General features: G+C 39.7%; 13 protein-coding genes. 11 read left to right on the plus strand and 2 right to left on the minus strand.

Features of this window, described 5'->3' with window-relative positions; genetic code table 11:
* Window positions 1-100: 100 nt before the first annotated feature.
* From mnmA to JZO85_RS20065, 5 genes are all read left to right on the plus strand, one after another.
* Window positions 101-1,219: a tRNA 2-thiouridine(34) synthase MnmA gene (mnmA, locus tag JZO85_RS20045; RefSeq protein WP_207110288.1), complete on the plus strand. Its 1,119-nt coding sequence runs from the start codon at window positions 101-103 to the stop codon at window positions 1,217-1,219.
* Between the two features lie 171 nt (window positions 1,220-1,390).
* Entirely contained in the window at window positions 1,391-3,136 is a 1,746-nt protein-coding gene (locus JZO85_RS20050) for a carbon starvation CstA family protein (protein WP_207110289.1), read from the plus strand.
* Window positions 3,137-3,444: 308 nt separating this feature from the next.
* Window positions 3,445-3,975: a LytR/AlgR family response regulator transcription factor gene (locus JZO85_RS20055; RefSeq protein ID WP_207110290.1), complete on the plus strand. Its 531-nt coding sequence runs from the start codon at window positions 3,445-3,447 to the stop codon at window positions 3,973-3,975.
* A complete protein-coding gene (locus JZO85_RS20060) occupies window positions 3,972-5,279 on the plus strand; it encodes a sensor histidine kinase (protein ID WP_207110291.1) in 1,308 nt (435 codons plus the stop codon). Before JZO85_RS20055 ends, JZO85_RS20060 begins: the two co-directional genes overlap by 4 nt.
* A 116-nt stretch (window positions 5,280-5,395) precedes the next feature.
* Window positions 5,396-6,244 carry a CPBP family intramembrane glutamic endopeptidase gene (locus JZO85_RS20065; RefSeq protein WP_207110292.1) on the plus strand — a complete coding sequence of 283 codons (849 nt, stop codon included), beginning with the start codon at window positions 5,396-5,398 and terminating at the stop codon, window positions 6,242-6,244.
* A gap of 44 nt (window positions 6,245-6,288) precedes the next feature.
* On the opposite strand, the gene JZO85_RS20070 is transcribed toward JZO85_RS20065, so the two are convergent.
* Together JZO85_RS20070 and JZO85_RS20075 are read right to left on the minus strand one after the other, a co-directional pair.
* Complete coding sequence (locus tag JZO85_RS20070; RefSeq protein ID WP_242550464.1) at window positions 6,289-6,537, minus strand: hypothetical protein; 249 nt, start codon at window positions 6,535-6,537, stop codon at window positions 6,289-6,291.
* 60 nt (window positions 6,538-6,597) lie between these two features.
* Window positions 6,598-7,845: a multidrug efflux MFS transporter gene (locus JZO85_RS20075; protein ID WP_242550465.1), complete on the minus strand. Its 1,248-nt coding sequence runs from the start codon at window positions 7,843-7,845 to the stop codon at window positions 6,598-6,600.
* Between the two features lie 241 nt (window positions 7,846-8,086).
* On the opposite strand from JZO85_RS20075, the gene JZO85_RS20080 reads away from it, so the two are divergent.
* The 6 genes from JZO85_RS20080 to JZO85_RS20105 all read left to right on the plus strand — a co-directional run bounded on the left by JZO85_RS20080 (window position 8,087) and on the right by JZO85_RS20105 (window position 15,351).
* Entirely contained in the window at window positions 8,087-8,458 is a 372-nt protein-coding gene (locus JZO85_RS20080; protein ID WP_207110293.1) for a DUF1033 family protein, read from the plus strand.
* Window positions 8,397-10,472 (plus strand): DNA topoisomerase III, encoded by a 2,076-nt coding sequence (locus JZO85_RS20085; RefSeq protein ID WP_207110294.1) that lies wholly within the window; start codon window positions 8,397-8,399, stop codon window positions 10,470-10,472. The genes JZO85_RS20080 and JZO85_RS20085 overlap by 62 nt, the downstream gene beginning before the upstream one ends.
* A 251-nt stretch (window positions 10,473-10,723) precedes the next feature.
* On the plus strand, window positions 10,724-13,402 hold the full coding sequence (locus JZO85_RS20090) for a sigma-54-dependent transcriptional regulator (protein ID WP_207110295.1): 2,679 nt from the start codon (window positions 10,724-10,726) through the stop codon (window positions 13,400-13,402).
* Between the two features lie 120 nt (window positions 13,403-13,522).
* Window positions 13,523-13,840 carry a PTS sugar transporter subunit IIB gene (locus JZO85_RS20095; RefSeq protein ID WP_207110296.1) on the plus strand — a complete coding sequence of 106 codons (318 nt, stop codon included), beginning with the start codon at window positions 13,523-13,525 and terminating at the stop codon, window positions 13,838-13,840.
* Between the two features lie 27 nt (window positions 13,841-13,867).
* Window positions 13,868-14,197, plus strand: coding sequence for a PTS lactose/cellobiose transporter subunit IIA (locus JZO85_RS20100; RefSeq protein WP_207110297.1), 330 nt, complete (start codon window positions 13,868-13,870; stop codon window positions 14,195-14,197).
* A gap of 11 nt (window positions 14,198-14,208) precedes the next feature.
* Window positions 14,209-15,351 (plus strand): GNAT family N-acetyltransferase, encoded by a 1,143-nt coding sequence (locus JZO85_RS20105; protein WP_207110298.1) that lies wholly within the window; start codon window positions 14,209-14,211, stop codon window positions 15,349-15,351.
* Window positions 15,352-15,358 lie beyond the last annotated feature (7 nt).

A 15,358-nucleotide genomic window follows, 5' to 3' on the forward strand; every position in this document is an offset into this window, starting at 1 on the left:
CGAAAAATTAGGATTTATGTTGTATAATGCGTATTACTGAAAAGTTGCGACCTTCAAATCGTAGAGTTTTCGGAATCTATATTGAAATGATGGTGATACTGTGTCTAACAGCAACACACGAGTCGTCGTAGGAATGAGCGGCGGCGTCGATTCATCAGTAACAGCTTTGTTGTTAAAGGAACAAGGCTATGATGTAGTCGGCATTTTTATGAAAAATTGGGACGACACTGATGAAAATGGTGTTTGTACCGCAACAGAAGATTATAAGGATGTAGCGAAAGTCGCTGCCCAAATCGGCATTCCTTATTATTCTGTCAATTTTGAGAAGGAATATTGGGACCGTGTCTTTGAATATTTCTTAGCAGAATACCGTGCAGGCCGCACGCCGAATCCAGATGTCATGTGTAACAAGGAAATCAAATTCAAAGCTTTCTTGGATTATGCGCTGGAGCTAGGTGCGGATTATGTGGCAACGGGTCATTATGCCCAAGTTGAAAAAGACGAAAATGGTGTCGTGCACATGCTTCGGGGAGTGGATAACAATAAGGATCAAACCTATTTCTTGAGTCAGTTATCGCAGGAACAATTAGCGAAAACGATGTTTCCACTAGGCGGCATGCAAAAACCAGAAGTTCGAGCAATCGCTGAACGAGCTGGGCTGGCTACTGCGAAGAAAAAAGATTCAACCGGTGTCTGCTTCATCGGTGAAAAGAATTTCAAACAATTTTTAAGCAACTATCTGCCTGCTAAAAAGGGGAAGATGATGACCTTAGATGGGGAAGAAAAAGGAACACATGATGGTTTGATGTATTACACCATCGGTCAACGCCAAGGTCTAGGAATCGGCGGCGGCGGAAAAACCAACGATCCATGGTTTGTTGTTGGTAAAGACTTATCTACCAATACCTTGTATGTTGGTCAAGGCTTTCATCATGAAGCATTGTATGCGACTAGTTTGGATGCCAGTGAAATTCATTTCACAACGAATGAGAAATACCCGACAGAATTCAAATGTACAGCGAAATTCCGCTATCGTCAGCAGGATGTTCCAGTAACGGTTCGCCTACTAGAAAACGAGCGTGCGGAAGTGATTTTTGATGATCCAGTTCGAGCAATTACACCAGGACAAGCTGTTGTTTTCTACGACGGCATGGAATGCTTAGGCGGTGGATTGATCGACCATGCTTATCAAGAAACTAAGGAATTACAATATGTTTAATTATCGATAGGAAACTGGGACTACTCTGTTATGAGTGGTCCTATTTTTTTGTTTCAGCTATATTTACAGAAAATTCTTGAAAATTAGAATGATTCTCTTTACATCCTCATGTAATTGTGGGAATATACTAATTAAATATTTATTATAAAATGAAGAGAGTTGGGTGGGTTTATGAACGGTGTTGTTCTATTAGTATTTGCTATTATTTGTTTTGTTGCTGCCTATTTTATCTATTCCCGTTGGTTGGAGAAGAAGTGGGGGATCAATCCCAAGGCAGTGACCCCTGCGGTAGCGCTGGAAGATGGAGATGATTATGTTCCTGAACCGGCGTTTGTGGTATTTAGTCATCAGTTTTCATCAATTACTGGTGCTGGACCAGTCACAGGTCCAATCATCGCAGCAATGTTTGGCTGGCTGCCGGCATTTTTATGGATTCTATTTGGCGGGATATTTTTCGGAGCCGTCCATGATTTTGGCGCATTGTATGCTTCGGTAAAAAATGAAGGAAAATCGATTGGTCTGATCATTGAAAAATATATTGGAAAAGTTGGTAAAAAGCTGTTTCTATTATTCTGCTGGCTGTTTGCTCTTTTAGTTATCGCGGCTTTTGGTGATATTGTTGCGACAACCTTTAATGGAATCACGCCAGATGTCCCGGCAGCAGTGAATACAGCAAATGCTTCGGCAGCTTCGATTTCGATGCTGTTCATCGTTTCTGCAGTATTAGTCGGCTTTTTTATGAAAAAGGTTCATTTAAAAGGAATTGCCATGCATGCTTTTGGAATCGCAGTCTTATTGGCAACACTTGCTGTTGGTATTATGTTCCCGATCTTTGCTGATAAACAAACTTGGCTGTTGATTGTCTTTGCCTATTTATTCTTGGCTTCAGTTATGCCGATTTGGTTATTGATGGCGCCGCGTGATTTTCTTAGCACCTATATGCTGTTGGGAATGATCATCGCCGCTGTTTTAGGTCTTCTAGTGGAAGCACCGATGGTAGAATTGAATGCCTTCAATGGCTTCGCTGTACAAGATGCAACAGGGAATGTGAAATACTTATTCCCGATTTTGTTTATTACGGTTGCCTGCGGGGCTGTTTCTGGATTCCACAGCTTGGTTTCTTCAGGAACTTCATCTAAACAGGTCTCGAATGAAAAGCATATGCGTCCAATCAGCTACGGCGCAATGATGTGTGAATGTGTATTGGCTGTAGTCGCTTTAGTAGTTGCAGGAGCGGTCGCTCAAAATGGACAATTACCTGCGGGAACACCTTTTCAAATTTTTTCTGGTTCAGTTGCCGGCTTTTTGACAAAATTTGGTTTGCCATTGAATATTGCACAAGCTTTCATGACGATGTGTGTTTCAGCATTGGCTTTAACTTCGCTGGACTCAGTTGCTCGGATCGGCCGAATGTCGCTGCAAGAATTCTTTTATGAAGAGGGCGTAGAACAAAAAGGCTTAGCCAAAATGCTGACGAATAAATATATAGCGACTGTAGTTACCTTAGGCGTTGGCTTCGTTTTAGCGTTGGGCGGCTATAACAGCGTTTGGCCTTTATTCGGTTCTGCCAATCAATTGTTGGCTGCGATGGTTATGATCGCTGTAGCGGTCTACATGAAGACATCGAAAAAATCAGGTGTTATGTTCTATATTCCAATGGGAATCATGTTAGCAGTAACCTTTACGGCATTAGGAATGTCGATTTATGGATTGATTACGAAGTTACTCAATGCGACGCATTATCTTGTAACGATCCCGGCAGCTCCTGCCGCTGGACAATTTGTGTTCCTATCAGATGGCTTGCAGCTAGTCTTTGCCTTCTTATTATTAGGCTTAGGTGTGATGGTGGCAACGAAATGCTTGCGGTCACTCTTTAATGTGGATGTAAAAACAGCTGAGAAAACAGTAGCAGAATAAACTGGGAAACGACTCTTACAGAGGGTCGTTTTTTTGTTTGGGTTCTTGTTTATTAGAATCAAATGAAGGATACTTAATTCAAGAGTTTTTCATGACAAAAATGAAGTGGAGGGAATAATGAATATAGCTATTTGTGATGATAATCCTAAAATCGTTGGTCAGATCGAAACATTGCTGCTTTCCTTTTTTGAGAATGACCCGAATCAATTTAGTTATGAGGCGTTTTTCTCAGGAGAATCATTGGTAAATCACTTAGTAAAAGAAGAGTCTACGTTCCAAATATACTTATTAGACGTCGAGATAAATCATTGGACGGTTTTGAGGTCGCACGTATCATTCGTGAAAAAGATCAGCAGGCGATCATCATCTTTATCACAAGCCATGCGGAATGGATGCCTGAGGCTTTTGAAGTGAATGCATTTCATTACTTGATTAAGCCGATCGATGAGATCAAAGTCAAAAAAGTCTTAATGAAAGCAATCGATCAGCTTTCTTTAAGGAAAATGATTCTACAGTTTACGATCCAAAAAAAGGTTTATACGATTTATTTAGGTGAAGTGGAATACTTCGAAAGCATGAAACGAAAGATGATCATTCATTTAAAGACTGGTGAGGAGTACGAATATTACGGTACGATGAAGGAAGTCATTGATAAGATATCGCCACAATTGTTCACACAGATTCATCATTCATTCGTGATTAATATGGACTATATTCAAATGAAAAGTGGAGAGGGGCTTGTTATGCAATCGGGAAGAGAAATCACGATTACGAAGAAATACCATCCAGCTTTTCAAAGGGCGTATCGGAATTATGTATTGATGAGGACAAAGGAATGAATCTTTTCATTTTATTAGAACTCGTTAAATCAGTTAATGATGTTTTTATCGTTAGTGTTTTCTTTTCATGCTACTTAACGGGGCATTCAATTGATTATTGGAAAAAGCATAAGCTGAGAGGTGTCGTCGCAATTTTAGTGGTGACAGCTGCTTATTTGATCAGAAATTGTAGTCCTTTGTATCTGTCTTTCGGGTCATTTTATATGCTGATAAATATTGTTACGTATGTCTGTCTAATGTATAGTATCAGCTATTTCTTTTTTAAAGGTAGAGATGCCACGAAATTCTTGCTGATTTTTCTCTCGATGATCCTTGTGCTGGTCTTCGATTTCTTTATCTATTTGATCATTCAAAGTCTTTTTGGCGTAAACTATTTTGACTCGAATCAGCCCTCCTACGCTTATGGCGGGATCTTTGCTAGTCAATTCGTCCAATTAATTATGGTTTTTCTCCTGCGGTCAAAACGCAAGGCTCCGCTGGCTGTTCAAGGGAAAACTGGTTTTTATTTATTGCAGGTAATCGTTCCTTTTATGACAAGTTTATTTTTTATAATTTATCCGGTTTTTGTTGAGCAAGAAACGCAAGACAACGATGTTCGTTTTTTTATGGTAGTGGCTTTATTTGCGGTAATCAATTTGGTACATTTTATCGTGTTTGAGATCTATCAAAAATTGGAAAAAGAGAATTATGAAAATCTTTTTCTGGTGCAAGAATTTGCTCACAGAGAAGAATATTATCAGCAAATGGAAAATCACCAAAAGAAAATTCGAGCGATTCGTCATGATTTAAAGAATCAATTATTGACTTTAGTGACGAATGATGAGGAATCGGAAAAGCAAATCGAGAAGCTGCTTGGTGATGTGCTTAAGGAAGAAGCGTGTCAATTTACTCAGAACAGCAGTATCAATCAATTATTGAGTAATAAATATCAGCGTGCTCAGGAAAGTAATATCCAAACGGAGTTCGAGGTAAAGGTTCCTGCCGAGCTGAAATTTGAGCTGCGTGATCTAGGTGCATTGATCGGCAATGCAATCGATAATGCGATTGAAGCTTGTCAGAGATGTTCGCAGGAACGAAAAATAGAGCTGAAGCTAATATACTTCAATCATATGCTGGTACTAGAAATTGAAAATAGCACAGCGGAACAGGTCAGTGATTTTAAAACGCAAAAGAAAAAGGCCTTGGAACATGGTTTTGGCGTGAAAAGTATTCAAGCCATTACTGAAAAATATCACGGTGATCTATTTTATGAGGCTAAGGAGCATTCTTTTCGTTTAGAACTGTCGATTTGGGAACCTAATTAAAAGAAAAGGTGACTTGTTACATGAAAAAGGGCAAAACGTTACATTTTGCCTAAATCCTCTAGTTTTCCTTCTATACTGAGATCAGTTAATAACTGAAAAATATAGGAGGAATTAAAATGATGAAAAATGAAGTAGAAGCGAATGGATATAAACCAGGGAAATTTTTTAGTTGGGTGTTCTTGATCACATGGGGAAGTTGGTTGATTGCGGCTTATCTTAGTTATAATCATTCAGATCCAAACTTCTATTCGATTTTTTTGATCCCGGGATTATTTGCGCCAGTACTTGTCACAATCGCCTTCATTGCATCACCAAAGAACCGAGGAATTAGAAAAGATTTCTTTCAGCGCTTGTTCGATGTAAAAAAGGTTAATCTGGCTCCATTAGTAAAGATCTGTTTGATCATGAGATCATCCGTTATAGCAGCAATTTTAATTTCATTACTTTTCGGCGGATCAATCAGTCAACTGCAATTATCGGAAGACTTCAAATTCTCAGCAGGGTCAATTCCAGTATTGATGGTTATGCTCATTGCTCCGATCTTAGAGGAAATTGGCTGGCGCGGCTATGGTGTAGACGCCTTGTTGAGTCGTTTCAACCTATTTGCTGGCTCATTGATGTTTGGCTTCTTATGGTCGATTTGGCATTTGCCGTTGATGTTTGTAAAGAATTATTCAATGAATTTACTATTGCAGGAAAATCCTTGGTTTGCAGTGAATTATTTTGTGAGCATCATTCCATTAGGGATCATTTTAAACTGGCTTTATGTAAAAAGTAATCGTAGTACGATGGCGCTGATCCTTTTCCACATTTTCTTGAACTTCATGCAGACATCCACTCAAATGACGGAATGGACAAGTTGTATTCAGACTTTTGTGATTATTAGTATCTCGGGTTTGATTATTGTGACAAATAAAGATTTATTCTTTCCGAGTTTAACTGTTTATTCAGAAAATGAAGCATAATAAAAAGTAGTCACTATCGAAATCTGATAGCGGCTACTTTTTCTCTAGGCGAGGCTTTGGGCGAAATGCGCCATTGCAACTTTTACTTCATTCAGTTTTTCAGGTTTAATCAAAGGAAATAGTTTTTCTTGTAGTTTTTTGAAATCTTGCAGGCTCAGAGCCTCGGTTTCTTGATCTGCGAAACTTTTAATCAGAATTTCCTTTGCCTCATCTTCTTTTCCCTCAATCGTGTTGTTTAGGAAAAAGTCTAAAAACTTTAATTGTCCATCAAGCATATTGTTCACTTCTTTCATTAGAATCATCTATTAGTATAAGAAACTAACGAAAAAGTTGCCATTAATATGTCTTGGCTATTAATGTGTTTCTTGCGTAGGATGGTAGTTTCGAGCGATTTCTTTGGTATTGTGGTGAACCAATAGATAGTTGGTCAAAACTAATGCTGAAGTTGAAACAAAGACACCGCGATAACCAAAGAGAGAGGAAACGCTTGAACCAATCATCGGCCCAACAACATTTCCGGCTGCTTGGAAAGATTGATTGTAGCTGAAAATTCTCCCAGCAGCTTCTTGTGGGGAATATTTTGTGATCAATGCTTGAACAGCCGGTAATAGACAGGCATCGGAAATGCCGACTAGAAAACGCAGAAAAGCGAGCTGCCAAACATTTGTAACGATCGACATGGGCAAGAAGACAAGCATGGCAAAAATCAAACCGATGCCTAATACTTTTTCACTGCCGATTCGATCACCGAGACGTCCAAACCGCGGAGCTGCGATCAAGGTCGCAATACCTGGAATCGATGCGATTACACCACTGATCAAGGTAATGTTGCCGTGGTTATGCATCAGCTGCCGTATGTATAAGCTGATGATTGGGCTGATCGAATTATTCGACGCCTGAATAATCAGCGTTGTCACGAACATGCCGATGATGACATGCGGATACTTTAAAGTGTGAAAAATTTCTTTTGCGGGAAGCATATCTTTTTTCTCAACAGGAGTAAATTCTTCATGAACGAATATCAGACTAAGCAGAAAGACTAAAAATAGAATACTGCCCGTAATAAAAAAGGTTGGACGGTAGCCGAAAACCGAGGCAGTTACACCGCCAACTAAAGTACCCAACAAGTTCCCGGTTACAGCACCAGTTGCTAATGTACCGAGAACTTGTCCACTCTTTTCACGAGGTGTCCCTGTCGCAACCAGAGCAGTCGCATTACTGATATAACCTGAGAAGACACCTTGAAGTAAACGCAGTCCAATCAGTTGATAGACATTTCCAACAGTTCCCATCAAGCTGATAACGATCGCCATACCTAAAGAAGCACGTAACAGCATTAGTTTTCTTCCTTTTTGATCGGCTAGCCGTCCCCATAAGGGTGAAACGATTGCTGTGATTAAGAAGGTGGAGGAAAAAGTAATCCCGCTCCAAAAGTTTAATTGCTGGTTGCTGTAGCTGCCCAAGCTATCTATGTATAAGGACATAAATGGCATTACAAGACTGAAGCCGATACCAGCCATAAAAGTACCGAACCACAAAACGATCAAATTTTTTTGCCAAGTTGGACGAGGCTGAAATAATTTAGTTTTGATTTTACTCAAATAAAAAGGCCTTCTTTCAAAATTCATGAAATTATCAAAAACTTTTTTCATTATAACTCTCTTAAGGGACATGTAAAATTATGCCGCTTTGTGTTAGGATATAATTAAGAAAAAGGCAATATTCTTCTGCAAATTTCTATGTAGATTGGATTTTTTCTTTTAACTTGTGCCAGCCGGAAACATTTTTCTTGAATTTTTATTTCATGATACTTATGATTGAGATGGAAAGAAGGGTAGCGGGATGTATCAAGTAATAACAATGTATGGTGACAATGAACCTTGGTGGTTCTTTGAAGAGTGGCAGGAAGATATTCAAGAGACCGCAGCTTTTGATGAATTTGACGCGGCTGTAGCATATTATGAACATCGTTGGAGTGAGCTCCAAAAGACCAATACATATAGTAATGCAAAACATAATTATTTAAGCGCATTTTGGAAAGATCAAGATGAACGCTGGTGTGAAGAGTGTGATGACTATTTACAGCAGTACTGGGGTCTTGCGCTATTAAAGGATGAGCAGCCGTTGACGGTTGACAGCAGAAAGGAATTTTATGAAACAGCTAATTATAGCGGAAAAGCCAAGCGTTGCAAGAGACTTGAGCAAGGTGCTTAACGCCAATCAAAAGAATAAAAATTACTTTGAAGGACCCAATGTTGTTGTGACTTGGGCCCTTGGTCATTTATTAGGCTTAAAAATGCCAGAGGATTTAAATAAAGAATGGCAAAGCTGGCAGATGGAGACATTGCCAATGATCCCAAAAAACATTGGGATTAAGCCATTACCGAAAACCCGAGGACAATTAAAATCAATTCAACAACTAGCAAAACGGAAGGATATCTCCGAAGCCGTGATCGCCACGGATGCTGGGCGTGAAGGAGAACTAGTCGCACGCTGGATTTTAGAGTATGTGAGATTTGAAAAGCCGGTCAAACGTCTATGGATCTCTTCGCAAACCGATAAGGCAATCAAAGATGGCTTCAAAAAATTGAAGTCTGCCAAGGAGTATGATAATTTATACTACTCCGCTTTAGCGCGGGCAAAAGCGGACTGGCTTGTTGGATTAAATGTTACTCGAGCGTTAACGGTTAAGTATGAAGACAGCTTATCAGCAGGACGAGTGCAGACACCGACGCTTGCGATGGTACGCCAGCAAGAAAAGAAAATTGAGAAATTTCGTCCGCAGAATTATTTTGTGGTTTCTTTAGAAGTCGATGGACAAAAAGCTAAATTAAATCAAAAAAATCCTTACGGGATCACAGAACGCGAGACTGCTGAAAAATTAGTCAAAGAGCTGTCGCAGCAAAAAGGTACCGTGACTGATATTACGGAAAAAGAAAAAACTGAACCTGCACCGCTGCCATATGATCTAACAGAAATACAACGAGAAGCGAATGCTCGCTATCAGTTTTCTGCAAAGAAAACATTGTCGCTGGTTCAAAGCTTATATGAAACACACAAAATTGTGACCTATCCACGAACGGACAGTAAATATCTGACTAATGACATGAAGGCAACAATGAAGGAACGTCTGCAGGCAGTGGTTGATTTTGCGCCGGAAGTAAAGACATATATCAAAAATGGCGCACAGGTCAAACAGCAACGAGTTTTCAATGATAGCAAAGTGTCAGACCATCACGCGTTATTGCCGACAGAGCAACGTCCGCGCTTTGAAAAATTATCGACAGACGAACAACGAATCTATAATATGATCGTCACTCGTTTCTTAGGCTTATTTGCGGAGGCTCATAAAGAAAGTCAACAGAAGGTAACAGTGACTTTCCAAAAAGAAACCTTTACCTTTCGTCAAAATAAAGTATTAGTGGCGGGCTGGAAGCCGATTGAAGAAGCTAAAAAAGTAATTCAATTTTCCGATGGCATGAAGATCGTACCGAACTTTACGATCGAAAAAGCGTTGACTACGCCGCCGAAGCCTTTGAATGAGGGTACCTTGTTGGCTCAGATGGAAAAACACAGTTTGGGAACGCCAGCAACTCGTGCGGAGATCATCGAAAAACTGATTAAATCTGAATTGATGGAGCGAACAAATACAGGATTATTAGTTTCGCCAAAAGGCAAGCAATTACTAGAGCTTGTTAATCCTTCACTGGTAACTCCAGAGTTAACAGAAAAATGGGAAAAACAATTAGAAGCGATCGCCAACGGCAAGTACAGCAGCAAACAGTTCTTGCAGGAAATCGAAGCTGATACGAAGAAATTAGTCAGTGAAGTGAAGCATAGCGATAAGAAATACCAAGACTTCTCGATCACTGCGAAGAAGTGCCCAGAGTGCGGCTCACCATTACGAGAGAAAAATACGCGCGATGGTAAAATCTACAATTGTACGAATCCAGAATGTAGCTATCGTCGCCGGAAAGATCCTAAAGTATCGAATCATCGTTGTCCGCAATGTCATCGCAAGATGGAGATCATTGATGGAAAAAATGGTTCTTACTTCCGTTGTAAGTATGACGGCACGACAGAAAAGATGTTAGATAAGAAAGAACGCTCGAAGAAAATGACGAAGCACGAAGAACGGCGGTTATTGAAAAAAATCAATGACCAAGAAGAACCACAAGAAAGTCCTCTTGCAGCAGCATTGAAGGCTGCCATGGAAAATAAAAATTAGAAGAAAAACATCTAAAACATTTTTAGTTTTAGGTGTTTTTTTTAAATAAATCAGATTATTTTTTAGAATTGTTTTATTTTTACTATCTACAATAGGAAATGATTTAAAATATACACTGGGGAGCGATTCTACCCAGAGAGGTTATTCGGATCGTTAAAATGATTTGATTATTTTGAATGACATTTAGTAGAAATTCAAAAAGAAAAGGGTTACAATGTAAATGGTTTATACCACTTTCGGGAGGGATTTTTTTGAAATCAAGAAAAGATGAAGTGTTAGAAGCTTTGAGAGCAAATCCTAACGAACAGACTGCCCAAGAGCTGGCAGATCAAATGGGAGTTGACCGTACAAATGTTAGCCGCTATTTGAATGAGCTGACAAAGGATGGAACAGTCAAGAAAATTGATGGACGCCCAGTAAAATTTAAAATCGCTGCAGTGTCAACAGAGGGACATATTAACTTTGATAATTTGATTGGTCGCGAGGATTCTTTGAAGAGTCAGATACAAAAATCAAAAGCGGCTATTTTATATCCGCCCCGCGGATTACATACGATTATTTTTGGAGAAACGGGCACCGGTAAAACAATGTTTGCGGAGTGTATGTATCGCTTTGCCGTTTCGGCTAAAGTTTTAGATGAAAACGCGCCGTTTGTCACATTCAACTGTGCGGATTATGCGCAAAATCCTCAACTTCTTTACGGCCACATTTTTGGCGTGAAGCGAGGAGCCTTTACTGGTGCGGAAGAAACACGAGTGGGGTTGATGGAGCAAGCCGATGGTGGAATTTTGTTCTTAGATGAAATTCATCGATTACCGCCAGAAGGGCAAGAGATGCTCTTTACCTTTATCGATAAAGGGACGTTTCGTTCTTTGGGAGATGGTCAGGAGAAACAAGCATCCGTACAGATCATTGGCGCAACGACAGAAACTAGTTCAATGTTTTTATCGACTTTTAATCGGCGGATACCTATGCAGATCGAGCTGCCTTCTTTAGCGGAACGATCTTTGGATGAGCGACTTGCTATCATCAAAGAATTTCTTCAACAAGAGGCAAATCGGCTGATGCAGGAGATCGCGATTGACAAGCGAAGCTTACTGGCGTTTCTTCTATATAATGCAGAAGGAAATATCGGACAATTAAAACGGGACTTGAAATTAGTTTGTGCGAAAGCATTTCTTCATCATCAAACCAATAGTGACTCAGAAAAGTTGATGATCGTAGAAGAAGATTTGCCGTTAGTAGTACAAAAGGGTCTATTAAGAATGAATGAAGTCCAAGACAAGTTGACGCCTTTTATGGATAAGAGGAACCTTTATTTGACCTTGAAACCGGGCACAGAAGAAGTTGTTTGGGGACAAGACCCGAATAAAGATATGGAAGTCTATCATTCAATTACCTACAAATTGGAAAAGCTTGGTCGTGAAAACTTGTCAGAGATCGATTTAGAGGAATTGATTTCTGATGATGTGGATCAATATTTTGAGACTTATGTTGAAGAGCTTTCTCACAGCAACGCCTATCGAGAAATCATCTCTGATGATCTATGGAAGCTGGTAAATGAACTTTATGATTTTGCTTCTGTTCAAATGAATCGGGATTATGACGAGAAGGTGCGTTTCGCTTTTGCACTCCATATCAATTCGACGATTGAACGGATTCGCGGCAATCAGTTTATTTCTCATCCTAATCTGAATGACATCCGCCGTAATTATTCGAAGGAGTTCCAGTTAGCGATCGAATTGTCCAATCGTATCGAGGAAGCCTACAATATTATGATACCGTTAGATGAGATTGGCTTTATCACAATGTTTCTAACCATGGATAATCAAGAGCAGCAAAAAGTAGATGAGCGGCAAGTAGCTGTGCTAGTCGTCATGCATGGGAAATCGACGGCTTCAAGTATGTTAGAAACTGTTCAGGAGCTTTTAGGGACTACACATGGTATTGCTTTTAACATGCCTTTAACGTTGAACACTGAAAAAATGTATGGTCAGATTAAAAATTATATTCAAGGAAAAAGGGATGAGTTCTCGGAAGGAATCATTCTCTTGACGGATATGGGCTCGCCCAATAATTTCGGTAACCTAATCTTCCATGAAATGGGCATCCGTACGCGGGTGATTTCTATGACGAGCACGATGCTAGTATTAGAAAGTATTCGTTTGGCAACCTTGGGCCGTTCATTAGAAGAAATCTATACAAGTGTCATTTCAATGTTCCAAACGATGGTCCGTCTAGAAGAGCCGACACAAAAAGATGAGAAGAAAGTCATCATTGTGGCGTGCTTTACTGGAGAAGGTGTTTCTAAGCGCTTGAATGAAGTCGTTTCTCAAATCGTCAATTTGGATGAGTTCGAGGTCATTCAGATGCAGTCATTAGAACGTGAAAGCTTCAAGCATCGCATCGATCAGCTGATCACACACAAGGATATCGTGGCGATTGTGGGGACGATGGAGATCCATTATCAAAAGATTCCATTTATTCCAGCTATGAATTTATTCAAGCGAGATAAGATTTTAGAGTTTCAGGATTTGCTTGGCAGTACGATTACACTTCCTGAGATGGTCGACTCTTTGACAAAAAACTTCTCACCCGAATTGGATGTTAAAACGCTCTTTTTGCTGATTGATGATGTTTTACAATTGATCCGCAAAGATCAGGAGCTGATTATTGAGAATACGGCGATGCAGGCATTGAGTGTGCACATTGCTTTCTTAGTAGATAAAATAAAGAAGGGTGAGGATCGGCCAACCTTTGAGAACGTGAAATATTTCCACCAGCAGCACCGACTGCGTTTTAATCAAACCGCCGCCAACCTATCGTTGATTGAGAAACAATTTGATGTTCGTTTTACTGAAGACGATATCGCTTACATTGTTAAAACGCTTGAAGATAATCGAATTGAACTAGGATTGCACAGTGTGTAATCCTAGTTTTTTTGTGTGTAATATGAAAACCTTATCACGGCAGCTTCTGTGCGACGGAAAAGTTGGCACGGGACTTGCTTTATATAAAGTGTACAATAAAAAATTTGAGGAGTGGCAATTATGAAAAGAATTATGTTAGTTTGTGCAGCAGGAATGAGCACTAGTTTATTAGTAACAAAGATGGAAAAAGCAGCGGCTGACCAAGGATTAGAGTCAGATATCTTCGCAGTATCCGCTTCAGAAGCAGACGCAAAATTAGAAGATGCAAGCAAGCCAGTTGACGTATTATTATTAGGACCTCAAGTTCGTTTTATGAAGGGTCAATTTGAAACAAAACTAGCTGATAAAGGTATTCCAGTTGATGTTATCGATATGAAAGATTACGGCATGATGAATGGTGAAGCTGTTCTAGGTACTGCACTTAATCTTATGAAATAAAGAATTAGAAGAAGGGGAGCTAAGCAAATGAGCGAAACAATGAGTCAGGAACAATTGGAAGCAGTGATGGGATTGATTATCAATGCCGGCAATGCTAAGAGCGATGCTATGGAAGCGATTCAAGCAGCTAAAGAGGGCAACTTCACACTAGCTCAAGAAAAACTTGCAGCGGCAGATCAAGCTTTAGTCGAAGCACATCATTCTCAAACAGGGCTGCTGACTGAAGAAGCAAGTGGAAATCCAATGACAGTGACACTTTTAGCTGTTCACAGTCAAGACCACTTAATGACCAGTATTACCTTTAATGACATGGCTAAAGAAGTAGTAGATCTTTATAAACGTTTGGGGAACGAATAGGAAGTGATCCCGTGAAATTAGCTCGTGATCAAGAATCGTTGAAAGCGATCACAGGTTTAATTGAATACGCTTTTAGAAAACAGCAACCAATCATCAATGATCCGCTTTTTTTATCTCGGTATAAACACGCTGATGCTTATGGTGTTTATCAAGACGATGAATTGACTAATTTAGTAATGGCGAATCATTTTGAGATTCAACTTTTTCAACAAAGAGTCAAAATGGCTGGTGTTGGCTATGTGGCTAGCTATCCAGAATATCGAGGCAAAGGCGGTATCAGCAGTATTATGGCTGATCTTTTGACAGATCTTTATCAACAAGGAGTAGCGGTCTCACAGCTAGCCCCTTTCGCTGAAGATTTTTATCGTCAATTTGGCTACGAGCCTACGAGCCGCAGGAAGACCTATCGCATTCCAGCGCTAGCCTTTAACTATTTGACAAGTGAAAAAAGGGGGAATGTCAAACGTGGAACCTGGCAGCAGATGAAGCCGATGATCCAATCAATTTATCAACGCTTATTAAAACAGCAGCAAGTCGGAACAGTCGTTCGCGAAGATTGGTGGTGGGAACGCCTAAATGAGTACTACCCACACCGCTTTTACGCTACGGCATTTGATGATGCTGGTGAAGCAAAAGGCTACATTATTTATCGAATGCAAGGCAACACGCTGGTAGTAGACGAGCTTGCTTATGAAAACGAACTTGCACTGCGAAAATTGCTAACGTATTTGAAATCCCATGTCTCATCATTTGAAGAATTTCTTTATCACGCTCCTGTTCATGAAATTATTGAGAAATGTTTTCGTGAGCAAGAACATTTGACGATTACTTTAGAGCCTTACATGATGAGTCGAATTATTGACATTGAGCAATTATTACCGAAAATTCCGATTTACCAAAAAGAAATTATTATAGAAGTAACTGAAGATAAGGAATGTCCTTGGAATGTTGGTAGCTGGCTAATCAGTCAGGGGAATTGTCAAAAAGTACAGCAAGCAGGCGATATTAAAGCTTCGATTCATGGGTGGAGTGAATTATTATTGGGAGAATTAACGCTAGCTGAAGGAATCTTTCTTGGCAAATTCATAGCCGCGAAAGAGTGTCCGACTGAAATTTTTCCAAAAGGTCGACAAAGTTTTTACGATTATTTTTAAAATAGGG

The sequence above is a fragment of the Candidatus Enterococcus murrayae genome (assembly GCF_017315985.1).
Lineage (GTDB): Bacteria > Bacillota > Bacilli > Lactobacillales > Enterococcaceae > Enterococcus_A > Enterococcus_A murrayae.